The organism is Sphingobium sp. L-44 (assembly GCF_056859495.1).
The window spans coordinates 110,691-125,360 of the sequence record NZ_JBSXOQ010000121.1 but is presented as its reverse complement, the minus strand read 5'-3'; the positions used below and the strand labels follow the sequence as shown (position 1 = coordinate 125,360).

Below are 14,670 nucleotides of genomic sequence, written 5' to 3'. Positions count from 1 at the left end.
TTTCCGCTTAACTTCGCACATTTCCCGCACATTTTGAAATTCGCTTTCCTACTTTGGCAATTTTCGATCGCGGCTGGCCCCGATGATAGCCGATCGCGGGCCGGTAGGACAGGTCATTGGCCGACCAGCAGCGGATAGGGATTGACCGGCTGGCCACCATACCAGGGATCAACCGGCGCCATGCGGTTGACAGCGAAATGGAGGTGCGGCGCGGCGGGATCGGCATTGCCGGTGCTGCCCACGGTCGCGATGCGCTGCCCGCGCCTGACCGCCTGCCCTTCGTGCAGGTCCGACGCATAGCTGTCGAGATGGGCATAATAATAGAGGGTGCGCCCGTCGGGCGAGCGCTCATAGAGGGTGCGGCCACCCGCCTCGCTCCAGAAGATCTTCTCGATCCGGCCGTCGGCGGCGGCCAGCACCGCCCTGCCCCGCGCCGCCATGATGTCGATCGCATCATGCGGACGGGCGCCGCCTGCCCGTGCCTGGGTGAAGGTGTCGGTGAGCGCGGAGGCCGGCACGCCCTCCACCGGGATCAGCAGCGCGCCGTTGCTGACGTTTGGCGGCGCGGACACCGCGGATCCCACCGGCGCATCGGCCGGGACGATCCGCACGCAATAGCGGACGAAGGCGATGCAGAGCAGCAGCGCGACCGCGATACCGCCCCACAGCCGGACATTCATGCTTGGAACTTCGCCTTGACGCCGCTCTTCACCATCTGCGCCAGCCGCGCGGCGTCCCAGTTGGTGAGGCGGATGCAGCCATGGCTTTCGGTGCGGCCGATCAGTTGCGGCTCGGGCGTGCCATGGATGCCATAATGATCCTTGGACAGATCGATCCACACGACGCCGACCGGGCCGTTGGGGCCGGGCTTCAGCACCGCCTTCTGATCCTTCGACGCGGCATCCCAGAACAGGTCGGGATTATAATGGAAGTCGGGATTGCGGCTGACGCCCTTGATCGTCCATTCGCCCAGCGGCAGCGGATCATGCTGCGACCCGGTGGTGACCGGGAATTGCGCGATCAGGCGGTTGTCCGCGCCATAGACCTTGAGCAGCCCTTCCGACTTGTCGACCACCAGATGGTCGGCCTGTGGCTGGTCCTTGGCGACGCCGAGGCTGGCGAGCGTTTCGCCCCAGCCGCGTTCGTCGCCCTCGATCCGTGCCACCGGCTGATTGTCGATCGCCGGCACGCGGATGGTCGCGCCGGCGGCGACCTTCGTATCGGGCGGGTTCATGCCGGTCAGCACTTCGGGCGTGGTGTGGAAGCGCTCCGCCAGTTTTTCGAGCAGGTTGCGATAGGTGAGCGCGGGCAGGCTCGCCTGATTGTTCAGCCCCTTGGGGATGTCGAAGAAGGGCCCGCGGGCAAAGCCGTCGGGGATGCGCACCAGCCAGGTGGTCGGCTTCGCCTCCCCCTCCAGCAGCGCGGCCGAAGTCTTCTGGTCATAATCGCCGGTGACGGGCAGCTTGTTCGCCTCCTGGAAGCCGCGCAAGGCCGCCTTGAAGCTCATGCCGTCCTTGCCGTCGATCACGCCGGGCGAGAAGCCCCAGCGATCGAGCGCCACCTGCGCCTGCAATATCTGGTTGGGCTGCCAAGGCTTGCCGCCGGGTTCCTCCACGACCTGGAAAGCATAGGCAGCCGAGGGGTCGGGCGCGGCCTGTGTCTGGCTGATCGGTGTCTGGTTGGTTGGCGCGGCTGGCTGGCTTTCATTGGCGTCGGTGGTCGACACATTGCAGGCCGCGCACAGCAGCGGCAGGCCGAGAAGACGATATTTCAAGGCGATACTCTCCCACATCATGGAAGAGACAACGCAGCAGGCGGCGGAAAGCTGCCTGTGCCGCTGCGATCAGATGGCTTCGGCCTCCGCCTTGGCCTTCTCGCGCTCGCGTATCCCCTCAAGATCGCGGTCGAGGAAATAGTTGAGGAAAGTGCGGATGGCCGCGATTGCCCCGAGCTTGCCGATTTCCGCCCAGGTCGGGGCGATGCTGGTTTCCACGATATCGGCCGCAAGCTGGAAACTGAGCCCGGCGACCGCCCAGCGGCCAAAGCTCATCCAGACCGGCATGAGCTTCGATTCGTCCGCCTTGAACAATAGCAGCCCCGTCAGGCCGATCGCGCCCTGAACCGAACCGATGGCGATCGCCAGGATCGCCAGCAGATTGACCAGCAGCGCGACATATTCCGCCAACTGATGGACGAATTCTTCCAACGCCATGCCCAGCACCCCTTGCCCGATTGCAGGGATGCTGGCCCGGTGGCGGCCCTTTGCCTATCGGGATAAACCCGCGCCCGGCGCGCCCGAAGCGTTTTTCAGGTGCGCTGGCGCCCTACCCGATCAGGCCCCGCCCAGCACCGACGCGAAGGCGGCGACGCCGGCCTTTGGCCCGTCGGGATGATTCCACACCGTTCCGCTAACGGCCAGGAAATCGGCGCCGGCTGCGATCAGGGGGGCGGCATTGTCCGGCGTGATACCGCCGATCGCGACGCAGGGCAGTTCGAACAGGGTGGTCCACCAGCCCAGGATCGACGGTTCGGCGCGGTGCGTCGTTTCCTTGGTCGTGGTCGGGTAGAAGGCGCCGAAGGCGACATAGTCGGCTCCCGCCTCGCCCGCTTCCATCCCCAGATGGCGGCTGTCATGGCAGGTCACGCCGATCTGGACCTTGGGACCAAGCTGCTTGCGCGCCTCGCGCGGGTCGCCATCCTCCTGCCCCAGATGGACCCCATCGGCGTTCAGCCGCTTGGCAAGGCCGATGCTGTCATTGATGATGAAGGCGACCTCGCGCTCGGCACAGAGCGCCTGGAGCGGCCCGGCGAGCGCGGCGATGGCATGATCGTCGATCCCTTTGAGGCGCAGCTGGAAGGCGGCGACCTTGCCGCCGTCAAACGCCTGGGCGAGCTGATCAACGAAAGTCTCGTCGATCGCCGGCGGCGAAATCAGATAGAGTTGGCAGGCCGGGCGAAAGCCCTTTTCGAACTGCTCGGCAAAATGGGGGTCGAGCGCCAGTTCTTCGTCAGTGAAATCGGTCATGCGCGCCTTATAGCCGCTCGCGCGGCCGCGCCAAGTGCGGCTATGACCGCGATCACCATATCGAAGGATGTTCCATGCGCCACGCTTTCGCCGCCCTGCTGCTCCTGTCCGCCGCGCCCGTGCTGGCGCAGGAGGCGCCGCGGCCACGCGCGCGGGAAGCGGGCGTGACCGTCGGCATCCTCCAGCCCGGCCCGCTCAACGCAATCACCGATGTCGCGGGGGTGAAGGTGGGCCAGGTGACGCTGGCCCGCAGCAAGGACGTCAACACCGGCGTCACCGCGATCCTGCCCCATGGCGGCAACCTGTTCCAGGACAAGGTGCCGGCCGGCTTCGTCGCCTATAATGCGTTCGGCAAGTTCATGGGATCGACCCAGGTCGCGGAGCTGGGCGAGATCGAGACGCCGATCCTGCTGACCAATACGCTGAACGTGGCGGAGGCCGGCGCGGCCTCGGTCGAATGGACGCTGGCGCAGGCCGGCAATGAGGAGGTGCGGTCGGTCAATGCCGTGGTCGGCGAGACCAATGACGGCATGCTCAATGACATTCGCGGGCGGCATGTCACCATCGCCGACGCGCGGCGCGCGATCGAGAGCGCCAAGGCCGGCCCGGTCGAGGAAGGCGGCGTGGGCGCGGGCACTGGCACGGTGGCCTTCGGCTTCAAGGCGGGGATCGGCACATCGTCGCGCAAGCTGCCGGCGTCGCTGGGCGGCTGGACCGTGGGCGTGCTGGTGCAGGCCAATTATGGCGGGGTGCTGACGATCGCGGGCGTGCCGGTGGGGGTGAAGCTCGGCCGCTATGACTATCGCCAGCAGGTCGAGGAGAAGAAGGCGGACGGCTCCGTCGTGATCGTGATCGCAACCGATGCGCCGCTGTCCGACCGCAATCTGCGCCGCGTCGCCGAGCGCGCCTTTGGCGGCATCGCGCGGACCGGCTCCAGCTTCTCCAACGGGTCGGGCGACTATGCCATCGCCTTCTCGACCAGCGCCGCGGTGCGGCGCACGGCGGCGAAGCGCAATGCGGTGGCGGCGGCGGACGACCTGCCCAATGACCGCATGTCGCCGCTGTTCCAGGCGACCATCGAGGCGACCGAGGAAGCGGTACTGAACGCGCTGTTCAAGGCGCAGACCGTGGTCGGCAATCGCGGGACGGCCGAGGCCCTGCCGCTCGACAAGGTACTGCCTATGCTGAAGGGCAAGCCGTAAAGCGGGAGCGCTGCGCTATCCGCTTCTCGACACGCTCGAAGCGAACGGGCCAGGGTGCGGGTGTCGTAAGCCGAAGGCTACGATAAAGGCGGCGCCGGCGGGACTTCCCCTGCCCGGCGCCGTCCATGCAGATCAGGCCGCGACCGGGGTCTTGGTGGCCGAGGCGGCGTAGATTTCGTCGACGGCCTCGCCCAGCGACGCGTTGAATTCATCGTCGCTCATCTGGTGACGCAGGTCGTTGAGCAGCGCGCGGCTGAAGCTGGCGATGATGCCGCGATTCTTGGCGAGTTCGGCGCAGGCTTCGGTGCGGCTGAAGCCACCCGACAGGGCGACGACGCGCAGCACCTTGGGATGATCGACCAGCGGATCGAACAGGCCGGCCTTGGCGGGCAGCGAGAGCTTGAGCATCACCTGCTCGCCTTCGGGCAGGGCGTCGAGCTGCTTGAGGATTTCCTCCAGCAGGATCTGGTCGGCCTCGGCGCGTTCGGGCGACTTGATGTTCACTTCGGGCTCGATGATCGGCATCAGACCGCCGGCCAGCACTTGGCGGCCGACTTCGAACTGCTGCGCGACCACGGCGGCAATGCCCTCGCGGTTGGCGAGGTTGACAACCGAGCGTTCCTTGGTGCCGAACACGCCCAGGCCCTTGGCGCGGGCGAGGAGAGCGTCGAGCTCAGGCATCGGCTTCATCAGCTGCACGCCGTTCGCCTCATCCTCCAGCCCCTTGTCGATCTTGATGAAGGGCACGACGCCGCGTTCGATCAGCGCGGTCGGAGTCGGCTTACCGTCGACGCTACCGTCCATGGTACGTTCGAACAGGATCGCGCCCAGCACCTTGTCACCGGTAAAGGCGGGCGAGGTGATGACACGGCTGCGCATGCCATGGATCAGGCCGAACATCTCCTCGTCATTGCTCCAGGCGCTCTCCTCGACGCCATAGCCCTTGAGCGCCTTGGGCGTGGAACCGCCGCTCTGGTCGAGCGCGGCGATAAAGCCCTGACCGTCGGAAACCTTCTTGACCATGTCCTGATCCAGCATCTGCACATACCTTCTCTTGGGGCGCGCCGCCCCCTCGGCAGCGCGGAAAGATGGAAGCCATCGGGCGAACCCGAGGGCATGACTGTAGCGCGCCGTCAGGCCCGCCGGTATCCGGGCTGTTAGCTAGTCCCATGTCGCACCGCAAGATGCTTGCCCCCGCGCGGCGACGGGGCGGCCGCCAATATCGTTGGCGCGTGCGAAAGTGCCTGATAGGCTGTGGCCAAAGGTCTGAATCGGGGGAAGAATGGGGATCGGGAAGATGCGGCCCGTCATGGCGGCCGCGCTGATGCTGGGGCTGATCGATATCGGGGCGGCGCGGGCGGCGACCAAGCCGGTGGTCGGCGAGATGGCGCCGGATTTCGAGCTGACGCTGATCGACGGCAGCAAGGTGTCGCTGGCGGAACTGAAGGGCCAGGTGGTGCTGCTCAATTTCTGGGCGACATGGTGCGTGCCATGCCGCAAGGAATTGCCGACGCTCGATAGCTATTATGGACTCCAGAAGAAACATGGGCTGAAGAAGATGTTCGCGATCACCACCGAAGGATCGGTGCCGATCGCCCAGTTGAAGCAATTGTTCGCAGCGATGCACATCCCGTCGGCCAAAAGGATCAAGGGCCCCTATGGCCCGCTGACCGGGGTGCCGACCAATTTCGTCATCGATCGGGCCGGCCGGCTGCGCTACGCCAAGTCCGGCGCGTTCGAGCTGGATGACCTCAACGCGCTGCTGGTGCCCTTGCTCAACGAACAGCCGCCCGCCTGAGGCCAATTTCCGTTGCATTGCACAATGAAATTTCCGTCATCGGGTTGAAAGCCCTTCCGCGGGTGACCATTAGGGCGGCATGACCAATTCTGCCGCCCTGCCCCTGCCGCGCGATGATGCGCCCCTGTCCCGCTTTGCCATATTGCTGATGGCGGTCGCGTGCGGGACGATGGTCGCCAACCTCTATTATGCCCAGACGCTGATCGACGTGATCGGGCCGGAAATCGGCATGTCCGCCGGGGTCGCGGGCCTCATCACCACGCTGACGCAGTTGGGCTATGGCCTGGGCATCATCCTGGTAGTGCCGCTGGCCGACCTGTTCGAGAACCGGCGGATCGTGCTGATATCGGCGGTGGCGACGGTGCTGGGCTGTATCGCCATCGCCCTGTCCAACGGCCCCGCGACCTTCCTGATCGCGTCGGTCATGACCGGCGTCGGTGCGACCGGTGTGCAGGTGCTGATCCCCCTCGCCTCCCACCTCGCCCCGCCCGAGCGACAGGGCCGCGTCGTCGGCACGGTGATGAGCGGGTTGTTGTTCGGCATCATGCTGTCGCGGCCGATCGCCAGCTTCCTTGCTGGTTCGATGGGCTGGCGCGCGACCTTCCTGCTGTCGGCCGGGGTGATTGCGTTGGTCGCGATCGCGCTGCTGATCGCCTGTCCGCAGCGCCGGCCCAAGGGGGGCATGCATTATGGCGAAGTGCTTAGCTCCACCTTCTCGCAGCTCGGCAAATATCGCGTGGTGCGGATGCGCGCCTTCTACCAGGCGTCGATGTTCGCGGCGTTCAACCTGTTCTGGACCGCCGCGCCGCTGAGCCTGATCCATGATTTTGACCTCAGCCATAATGGCATCGGCGCCTTTGCGCTGGCGGGTGCGGGCGGCGCGCTGGTGGCCCCGGTGGCGGGCTGGCTAGCCGACCGGCGCCTGACCGGCCCGGCCTCGCTCGGCGCGCTGATTGCGCTATCGATCGGTTTCCTGCTGGCGGACTGGACGGTGGCGGCGGGCAGCCTGATCGGCTTCACCATCATGGCGGTGCTGATCGATGCGGCGGTGCAGGTCAGCCAGATCACCGGGCAGAAGCTGATCTTCTCGCTCGATCCCCATGCGCGCGGCCGGATCAATGCGGCCTATATGACGGTGATGTTCGTGGTCGGGGCGCTGGGATCGGTGATCGGGTCGACCACCTATGAAGCGGGCGGCTGGAGCCTGAGCGCGATCGCCGGTGCGGCGATCGGCGGCGTGGCCGCGCTGGTCTTCGTCCTGTTCGACCGGGGCGCCAGCGCCACGCGCTGACGCCCCCGCCGTCAAAAAGCTTAGGCGTAGAGCGCCTTCACGCCCGGCAGTTCCTTACCTTCCATCCATTCGAGGAAGGCGCCGCCAGCGGTCGAGATGAAGGTGAAGTCGGCGGCCGCGCCGGCATGGTTGAGCGCGGCGACGGTGTCGCCACCGCCCGCGACCGACACCAGCTGGCCTTCCTTGGTGAGCGCCGCCGCGGTCTTGGCAAGGGCGACGGTCGCGGCATCAAAGGGCGCGATCTCGAACGCGCCGAGCGGGCCGTTCCACACCAGGGTGCGGCAGTTCTTGAGCGCATCGCCCAGCGCCTCGACCGCGGCCGGACCGACGTCGAGGATCATCTCGTCCTCGGCGACTTCATGGACGTTGCAGGTCCGGACCGACGGCGGGTTGGCGGCAAATTCCTTCGCCACGACCACGTCATAGGGCAGATGGATGATACAGCCGGCTTCTTCCGCCTTGTCGAAGATGGCCTCGGCCGTCTCGGCCAGATCCTTTTCGCACAGCGACTTGCCGACATCAACGCCGCGGGCGTGGAGGAAGGTGTTGGCCATGCCGCCGCCGATGATCAGATGATCAACCTTGGTGACGAGATTGTTGAGCACGTCTAGCTTGGTCGACACCTTGGCGCCGCCGACGACAGCGGCGACCGGCTTGACCGGGGCACCGAGCGCAGCTTCGAGCGCGTCCAGTTCCTTCTCCATCGAGCGGCCGGCGAAGGCGGGCAGCTTGTGGGCCAGCCCCTCGGTCGAGGCATGGGCGCGGTGCGCGGCGGAAAAGGCGTCGTTGACATAGAGGTCGCCGATCGCGGCGATCGCATCGACCAGCGCGGGGTCGTTCTTTTCCTCGCCGGCATGGAAGCGGGTATTTTCGAGGATGGCGATGTCGCCGTTGCGCATCACCTTGATACCGTCGGTCGCGGCTTCACCCTGGCAGTCGGGAATGAACTGCACTTCGCGGCCCAGCACCTGGGTCAGCGGACGGGTGATCTTGCTGAGCGAAAATTCCGGGTTCTTCTGGCCCTTGGGCCGGCCGAAATGGGCCAGGATCAGCACCTTGGCGCCGCGATCGGCCAGTTCCAGGATGGTCGGCATCGCCGCGCGCAGACGGGTGTCGTCGCTGACCGAACCGTCCTGCATCGGCACGTTCAGATCCTCGCGCACCAGCACCACCTTGCCGGTGATGTCGCCCATGTCGTCGAGTGTCTTGAACGGCTTTGCCATGATCGCTCCTAGAATTTGGAATTATGTCAGAAGAAAAACCCCGCCGGTTGGTCCGGCGGGGCTGAGAAGGCTTAGAGGAACTTCGCCATGACACCCGAGGTGTCGATCATGCGGTTCGAGAAGCCCCATTCATTGTCGTACCAGCTGAGCACGCGGACCAGATTGCCCTCGATCACGGCCGTTTCCAGGCTGTCGACGGTCGAGCTGCGCGGATCGCCGTTGTAATCGATCGAGACCAGCGGCTCGTCCGAATAGCCCAGAATGCCCTTGAGCGGGCCGGATTCCGACGCGGCCTTGAGCAGGCCGTTGACTTCCTCGACCGTGGTGGCGCGGCTGGGGATGAACTTCAGGTCGACGACCGAGACGTTCGGGGTCGGCACGCGGACCGACGAACCGTCCAGCTTGCCCTTGAGCGCGGGCAGAACCTCACCCACGGCGCGGGCGGCACCGGTGGTGGTCGGGATCATCGACAGGGCAGCGGCGCGGGCGCGACGCATGTCCTTGTGGATCTGGTCCAGAGTGTTCTGGTCGTTGGTGTAGCTGTGGATCGTGGTCATGAAGCCGCGTTCGATGCCGATCGAATCGTTCAGCACCTTGGCAAGCGGCGCCAGGCAGTTGGTGGTGCAGCTGGCGTTCGAGATGATGATGTCGTCGGCGGTCAGCTCGTCATGGTTGACACCGAAGACGACAGTCTTGTCGACGTTGGTGCCCGGTGCCGAGATGACGACGCGCTTGGCGCCGGCGGTCAGGTGGGCGCCGGCCTTGTCCTTGCTGGTGAAGATGCCGGTGCATTCCAGGGCGATTTCGACGCCCAGTTCGGCGTGCGGCAGGTTGGCGGGATCGCGCTCTGCCGTCACCTTGATCTTCTTGCCGTCGACCACCAGGAAATCGCCGTCGACGCTGACGTCGCCCGCCCAGTTGCCATGGACCGAGTCGCGCTTGAACAGCAGGGCATTGGCCTTGGCATCGCCCAGGTCGTTGATGCTCACCAGTTCCAGATCATGGTCGGTGCGCGAGAGGATGGCGCGCGCCACCAGACGACCGATGCGGCCGAAACCGTTGATTGCTACCTTCGTTGCCACTGCACTTGTCTCCCGGTTTGCGTGTAGGTCTTGGGCTCAGGCGCCGAGCGCGGCCTTGATCTGCGGAGCGATCTTGGCGGCGGTCAGGCCGAAATGGTCGTAGAGCACTTCGGCCGGAGCCGACGCGCCGAAGCTGTCGATGCCGAAGCGCAGGCCGTCAAGGCCGGTATAGCGTTCCCAGCCGAAGGTGGTGCCGGCCTCGATCGAGGCGCGCAGCACGCCGGCGGGCAGGATGTCGGCCTTGTAGGCGGCGTCCTGCGCGTCGAAATGGGCCCAGCTGGGCATCGAGACGACGTCGGCGCCGATGCCCTGTTCTTCCAGCGCCTTGGCGGTGGCGACGGCGATCTCGACTTCCGAACCGGTGGCGAGCAGCACGACCTTGCGATCGGCGGTCGCGGCGACCAGGCGATAGGCGCCCTTGGCCGACAGATTCTCAGCTTTTTTGAGGCGCAGCTGCGGCAGGTTCTGGCGGGTCAGGGCGAGGACCGACGGGCCGGTCGCATCCTTGAGCGCCAGTTCCCAGCATTCCGCCGTCTCGACGATGTCGGCCGGGCGATAGACGTCGAGGTTCGGGATCATGCGCATCGACATGACATGCTCGATCGGCTGGTGGGTCGGGCCGTCTTCGCCCAGACCGATCGAGTCATGGGTGAGGACGTGGATCACGCGCTGCTCCTGCAGCGCAGCGAGGCGGATGCCGGCGCGCATATAGTCGGAGAAGACCAGGAAGGTGCCGCCATAGGGGATCACGCCACCATGCAGCGCCATGCCGTTCATCGCGCAGGCCATGCCGAATTCGCGGATGCCATAATAGACATAGCGGCCCGAATAATCGTCGCGGGTCAGCGGGCCGGTCGACTTGGTCTTGGTGTTGTTCGAGCCGGTGAGGTCGGCCGAGCCGCCGACGGTTTCGGGCAGCAGATCGTTGATCGCGCCCAGCGCCAGTTCGCTGGCTTTGCGGGTGGCGACCTTCTGCGGGTTGGCGATCAGGCTGTCGATATAGGCGTCGAGCGAGAAGCCGGCCGGCAGTTCGCCCGCCATGCGGCGCGAAAATTCGGCGCCCTCCGAGGCATTTGCCAGGCGGCCTTCCCAGGCGGCGCGAACATCGCCACCCTTGCCACCGATCGCCTTCCAGGCGGCGTCGATGTCGGCGGGAACGACGAAGGGTTCGGCGGTCCAGCCCAGGAACTCGCGGGCGGCGGCGACTTCGGCCTCGCCCAGCGCCGAGCCATGGACGCCCGAGGTGCCGGCCTTGTTCGGCGCGCCATAACCGATCTTGGTGGCGCAGGCGATCAGCGAGGGACGCGGATCAGCCAGTGCTTCGTCGATGGCGCGGCGCACGTCGGCAACGTCATGGCCGTCGCACGACACGACATGCCAGCCGGTGGCGGCATAGCGGGCGCGGACATCTTCATTGCTCGACAGATCGACGGCGCCGTCGATGGTGATCTTGTTATCGTCCCACAGCACGATCAGGCGCGAGAGGTTCAAGTGACCGGCGAGGCCGATCGCCTCATGGTTGATGCCTTCCATCAGACAGCCGTCGCCGGCGATCACCCAGGTGCGGTGATCGACCAGATCGTCGCCGAACTCGGCGTTCAGGTGACGCTCGGCAATCGCCATGCCAACGGCAGTGGCGAGGCCCGAACCCAGCGGGCCGGTGGTCGCTTCGACCCCTGCCAGCTCGAAATTCTCCGGGTGGCCGGCGCAGGGGCTGCTGAGCTGGCGGAAGTTGCGGATGTCGTCCATCGTCGGGCTGGCATAGCCGGTCAGGTTCAGCAGCGAGTAGATCAGCATGGAGCCATGACCGGCCGACAGCACGAAACGGTCGCGGTCGGCCCATTTCGGCGCGGCCGGATCGAACTTCACATAATCCTTGAACAGCACCGTGGCGACGTCGGCCATACCCATCGGCATGCCGGGATGGCCGCTATTGGCAGCCTGCACGGCGTCCATGGAAAGCGCCCGGATGGCGTTGGCGAGCTGCGTGTCGGAAACGGTCATAGCGGGAAGATGTCTTTCATGACTGGCATGGAATGCCCGCGCGAACGGGCGAGTCGATTTGGGTTCCCTTTGTCGCGTCAATCCCCATGCGTCAACCGCAGGCGGGGCATGGTGCGCGGCAAGCCGTCCAAACAGCGCTTTTGCAAGGCGAAAACATTGGCTATGCAGAAAATATGGCAAGCGACCGCATGATGCAGGCGATCGGCACGCTGGAGCGCGCGATCAGTCGGCTTGAACAGAATGTGGCCAGCCTTTCGCAGGCTGTCCCCCATGGCAAGTCCGGCATCGACCAGATGGCCGCCCAGGCGGCATTGCAATCGCTGGACGATCTGATCGGGGAATTGCGGGGGCGCACCGATGGCTGAAATCATGCTGCAGATCGCCGGCCGCCCCTATCAGCTGCGCTGCCGCGATGGCGAGGAAGCGCATATGGCGCATCTGGCCCAGATCATCGAGGACAAGGCCTATCAGGCGCAGCGCAGCACGCCGGGCCTGACCGAGGTGCGCACGCTGCTGTTCGCGGCGCTGTTCATGGCGGACGAACTCAACGAACTGAAGCGCGCCGCGGCGGGCCGGCAGGAGCAACTGGCGCTGGATGGCGATGACGAGCCGGCCGCCCGCGCGGTCGAGGCTTTGGCCGCGCGCGTAGAAAAGCTGAGCGAGGCTCTTGCCGCCCGCGCCGCCGACGCCTAGATTGGCGGAGACGGGCACTGCCTGGTGCGAGCTTTAGCGAACATCCCTGAGGCGATAATCACATCCACGGGGGCTGTCCCTGGGCGGGCTCTGGCCCGATCTACATGGTCCCCACCTGACGTTGAGGCGTCAGAGGATATTCCAGCAAACGGCCAAGGCGGTCCCGTCACCCTCCTCTTCCCAGCAAAGGCACCCCATGCCCGACGACAGTGATGCCGCCGACAAGTCGACCCTGCGCGCGATCGCCCGGCAGCGGCGGCGCAACTTCGTCGCCTCGCTCGACGCGCTGACCCACAGGCTGGCGTTCAAGGCCATCCCCTCCCCGCTCGCCCAGCGCATCGCCGACGCGCAGGTAATCGCGCTCTACATGGCGCTGGATGACGAGGCGCCGGCGCAGCGGCTGGCCCCGCAACTGGGCGTGATGGGCAAGCAGGTGGCGCTGCCGCGCGTGCTCGATCGCCTCGGCAGCATGGATTTCCTGCTGTGGCGGCCGGAGGACCAGTTGTTCCCCGGCCTGTTCGGCACCAGCCACCCCGAGCCGTCGGGCGGTGCGGTGGTGCCGGATGTCATCATCGCGCCGCTGCTGGGTTTCGACCAGCGGATGAACCGCCTTGGCCAGGGCGGCGGCTATTATGACCGCGCCTTTGCCCGCCATCCCGATGCCTTGCGCGTCGGCCTTGCCTGGTCGGCGCAGGAACTGGATGATGTGCCGGCCGACCCATGGGATCTGCCGCTCGACATGATCCTGACCGAAACCGCCGTGATCGAGGCAGCCTGACCCCGATGAGCATCGACCCGCGCCATTATCATCAGCCCAGCTGGCGCAAGCCGGCCGGCATGTTCGCGATCCTGGGGCTGATCCTGGGCTGGGCCGTGCTGGTCGGCAGCCTGTCGCCGCTGATCGGCCAGTTGCCGATGTGGGGCCAGGTGCCGGTCTATATTTTCCTGGGCCTGATCTGGATCTGGATCCTGCCGCTGCGGCGGCTGCTTGCCTGGATGGAAACGGGGCGCTGGCGTCAGGGTTAATCCCGATGCCCAGCCCATGGTGTTTCGCCTTATCCCTGAGCGTTAGGCGACCATAGCGGACGCATCGCGGCCATGCGCGATGCCGGCGGCTCGCCGGAAACGGGGGCAACGGCATGTCCATGCGCCAGTCACCAGCATCGGCCGCCCATGCCGCGGACCGCTCCCTTCGATCATCCTGCATTCTCCGGGCGGCGCCACCCCGCACCGGTCTCAAACCATGTCCGGTGGCAGGCGCACAGTGCAACAGGAGGCGTTGATGGTTCCATTGAGCAAGCGATTGTTTGCCGAATGTTTCGGCACATTCTGGCTGGTGTTCGGCGGGTGCGGCAGCGCCGTGCTGGCGGCGGCCTTTCCCGATGTCGGCATCGGCCTGCTGGGCGTGGCCCTGGCCTTCGGCCTCACGGTGCTGACCATGGCCTTTTCGATCGGCCATATTTCGGGCTGCCACCTCAACCCGGCGGTGACGATCGGCCTGTGGGCCGGCGGCCGCTTTCCGGCCCGCGACATCGCCCCCTATATCGTCGTGCAACTGGTGGGCGCGGTGATCGCAGCCGCCCTGCTGCTGTTCATCGCCAGCGGCCAGCCGGGCTATGAGCTGGCGCCCAATGGCCTGGCGGTCAATGGCTATGGCCTGCATTCGCCGGGCGGCTACACGCTCGAATCAGGGCTGGCGATCGAGGTGGTGCTGACCTTTGGCTTCCTGAGCGTGATCCTGGGTGCGACCGACAGCCGCGCGCCGGCGGGCTTTGCCCCGATCGCGATCGGCCTGGCGCTGACGCTGATCCACCTGATCAGCATCCCGGTCACCAACACATCGGTCAATCCGGCGCGCAGCACCGGTCCTGCCCTGCTGGTCGGCGGGTTGGCGCTGCATCAGCTCTGGCTGTTCTGGGTGGCGCCGATCATCGGTGCGCTGGCCGCCGGCGGCGTCTATCGCTGGCTCGCCAACGAACCGCTGCCGCCGCACGTGACGGGCGAGCATCTCTGAGACGAATCGTCACGGGCCGATGCCGTTGGTGTCGGCCCGCTGGCCTGTATCGATGTGAGGGAAAAAAGGATCGCCTGGCGATCGGATCACTTCGAGAATGAAGTGGCGCGAGTGACGGGGCTCGAACCCGCGACCTCCGGCGTGACAGGCCGGCGCTCTAACCAACTGAGCTACACCCGCGCAGGGCGGCATCCTATCGTGACCCATGGTCACCAGATGATGCAAATCTGTTTACCTTCCGACTTTCCGGTCAGGGAAAGTGGCGCGAGTGACGGGGCTCGAACCCGCGACCTCCGGCGTGACAGGCCGGCGCTCTAACCAACTGAGCTACACCCGCG

16 protein-coding genes, 2 tRNA genes and 1 other RNA gene are annotated in these 14,670 nt (G+C 66.0%); 9 read left to right on the top strand and 10 right to left on the bottom strand.

Going from position 1 to position 14,670, the window contains the following annotated elements:
• Positions 1 to 113: 113 nt before the first annotated feature.
• The 4 genes from AC13EK_RS22975 to thiE form a co-directional block, all read right to left on the bottom strand.
• Entirely contained in the window at positions 114 to 680 is a 567-nt protein-coding gene (locus tag AC13EK_RS22975; protein ID WP_069335845.1) for a M23 family metallopeptidase, read from the bottom strand.
• Positions 677 to 1,795 carry a L,D-transpeptidase family protein gene (locus AC13EK_RS22970; protein ID WP_069335844.1) on the bottom strand — a complete coding sequence of 373 codons (1,119 nt, stop codon included), beginning with the start codon at positions 1,793 to 1,795 and terminating at the stop codon, positions 677 to 679. The genes AC13EK_RS22975 and AC13EK_RS22970 overlap by 4 nt, the downstream gene beginning before the upstream one ends.
• Positions 1,796 to 1,843: 48 nt before the next feature.
• Complete coding sequence (locus AC13EK_RS22965; RefSeq protein ID WP_004211722.1) at positions 1,844 to 2,212, bottom strand: DUF1622 domain-containing protein; 369 nt, start codon at positions 2,210 to 2,212, stop codon at positions 1,844 to 1,846.
• A gap of 120 nt (positions 2,213 to 2,332) precedes the next feature.
• Positions 2,333 to 3,025, bottom strand: coding sequence for a thiamine phosphate synthase (gene thiE, locus AC13EK_RS22960; RefSeq protein WP_069335843.1), 693 nt, complete (start codon positions 3,023 to 3,025; stop codon positions 2,333 to 2,335).
• A 74-nt stretch (positions 3,026 to 3,099) separates the two neighbouring features.
• Between thiE and AC13EK_RS22955 the strand changes: the two genes are divergently transcribed.
• Positions 3,100 to 4,227, top strand: a complete 1,128-nt coding sequence (locus AC13EK_RS22955; protein WP_069335842.1) for a DmpA family aminopeptidase — start codon at positions 3,100 to 3,102, stop codon at positions 4,225 to 4,227.
• 132 nt (positions 4,228 to 4,359) lie between these two features.
• Here the strand turns inward: AC13EK_RS22955 and AC13EK_RS22950 are convergent, their stop codons facing one another.
• On the bottom strand, positions 4,360 to 5,265 hold the full coding sequence (locus AC13EK_RS22950; RefSeq protein ID WP_069335841.1) for a fructose bisphosphate aldolase: 906 nt from the start codon (positions 5,263 to 5,265) through the stop codon (positions 4,360 to 4,362).
• 259 nt (positions 5,266 to 5,524) lie between these two features.
• Here AC13EK_RS22950 and AC13EK_RS22945 point away from each other — a divergent pair, with 259 nt between their 5' ends.
• The gene (locus AC13EK_RS22945) at positions 5,525 to 6,025 is read left to right on the top strand and encodes a TlpA family protein disulfide reductase (protein ID WP_483022398.1); all 501 of its coding nucleotides are present in this window, start codon (positions 5,525 to 5,527) and stop codon (positions 6,023 to 6,025) included.
• A gap of 79 nt (positions 6,026 to 6,104) precedes the next feature.
• Positions 6,105 to 7,316: an MFS transporter gene (locus tag AC13EK_RS22940; protein WP_069335840.1), complete on the top strand. Its 1,212-nt coding sequence runs from the start codon at positions 6,105 to 6,107 to the stop codon at positions 7,314 to 7,316.
• Positions 7,317 to 7,336: 20 nt separating this feature from the next.
• Here the strand turns inward: AC13EK_RS22940 and AC13EK_RS22935 are convergent, their stop codons facing one another.
• The 3 genes from AC13EK_RS22935 to tkt form a co-directional block, all read right to left on the bottom strand.
• Positions 7,337 to 8,539 (bottom strand): phosphoglycerate kinase, encoded by a 1,203-nt coding sequence (locus AC13EK_RS22935; RefSeq protein WP_069335839.1) that lies wholly within the window; start codon positions 8,537 to 8,539, stop codon positions 7,337 to 7,339.
• A 71-nt stretch (positions 8,540 to 8,610) separates the two neighbouring features.
• Complete coding sequence (gene gap / locus AC13EK_RS22930; protein ID WP_010337233.1) at positions 8,611 to 9,621, bottom strand: type I glyceraldehyde-3-phosphate dehydrogenase; 1,011 nt, start codon at positions 9,619 to 9,621, stop codon at positions 8,611 to 8,613.
• A gap of 36 nt (positions 9,622 to 9,657) precedes the next feature.
• Complete coding sequence (tkt, locus tag AC13EK_RS22925) at positions 9,658 to 11,625, bottom strand: transketolase (protein WP_069335838.1); 1,968 nt, start codon at positions 11,623 to 11,625, stop codon at positions 9,658 to 9,660.
• Positions 11,626 to 11,711: 86 nt separating this feature from the next.
• On the opposite strand from tkt, the gene AC13EK_RS22920 reads away from it, so the two are divergent.
• The 6 genes from AC13EK_RS22920 to aqpZ all read left to right on the top strand — a co-directional run bounded on the left by AC13EK_RS22920 (position 11,712) and on the right by aqpZ (position 14,332).
• Positions 11,712 to 11,990, top strand: coding sequence for a hypothetical protein (locus tag AC13EK_RS22920; protein WP_483022397.1), 279 nt, complete (start codon positions 11,712 to 11,714; stop codon positions 11,988 to 11,990).
• Positions 11,983 to 12,318 carry a cell division protein ZapA gene (locus AC13EK_RS22915; RefSeq protein ID WP_004211707.1) on the top strand — a complete coding sequence of 112 codons (336 nt, stop codon included), beginning with the start codon at positions 11,983 to 11,985 and terminating at the stop codon, positions 12,316 to 12,318. Before AC13EK_RS22920 ends, AC13EK_RS22915 begins: the two co-directional genes overlap by 8 nt.
• An 11-nt stretch (positions 12,319 to 12,329) precedes the next feature.
• A non-coding RNA gene (gene ssrS / locus AC13EK_RS22910) (6S RNA) lies at positions 12,330 to 12,486 on the top strand.
• Positions 12,487 to 12,514: 28 nt separating this feature from the next.
• Positions 12,515 to 13,096: a 5-formyltetrahydrofolate cyclo-ligase gene (locus AC13EK_RS22905; RefSeq protein WP_069335836.1), complete on the top strand. Its 582-nt coding sequence runs from the start codon at positions 12,515 to 12,517 to the stop codon at positions 13,094 to 13,096.
• A gap of 5 nt (positions 13,097 to 13,101) precedes the next feature.
• The gene (locus AC13EK_RS22900; RefSeq protein WP_010337236.1) at positions 13,102 to 13,344 is read left to right on the top strand and encodes a DUF2842 domain-containing protein; all 243 of its coding nucleotides are present in this window, start codon (positions 13,102 to 13,104) and stop codon (positions 13,342 to 13,344) included.
• A 256-nt stretch (positions 13,345 to 13,600) separates the two neighbouring features.
• The gene (gene aqpZ / locus AC13EK_RS22895; RefSeq protein ID WP_069335835.1) at positions 13,601 to 14,332 is read left to right on the top strand and encodes an aquaporin Z; all 732 of its coding nucleotides are present in this window, start codon (positions 13,601 to 13,603) and stop codon (positions 14,330 to 14,332) included.
• 103 nt (positions 14,333 to 14,435) lie between these two features.
• Here aqpZ and AC13EK_RS22890 read toward each other — a convergent pair.
• Together AC13EK_RS22890 and AC13EK_RS22885 are read right to left on the bottom strand one after the other, a co-directional pair.
• Positions 14,436 to 14,512: transfer RNA gene (locus tag AC13EK_RS22890), tRNA-Asp, on the bottom strand.
• Positions 14,513 to 14,592: 80 nt separating this feature from the next.
• Positions 14,593 to 14,669: transfer RNA gene (locus AC13EK_RS22885), tRNA-Asp, on the bottom strand.
• Position 14,670 lies beyond the last annotated feature (1 nt).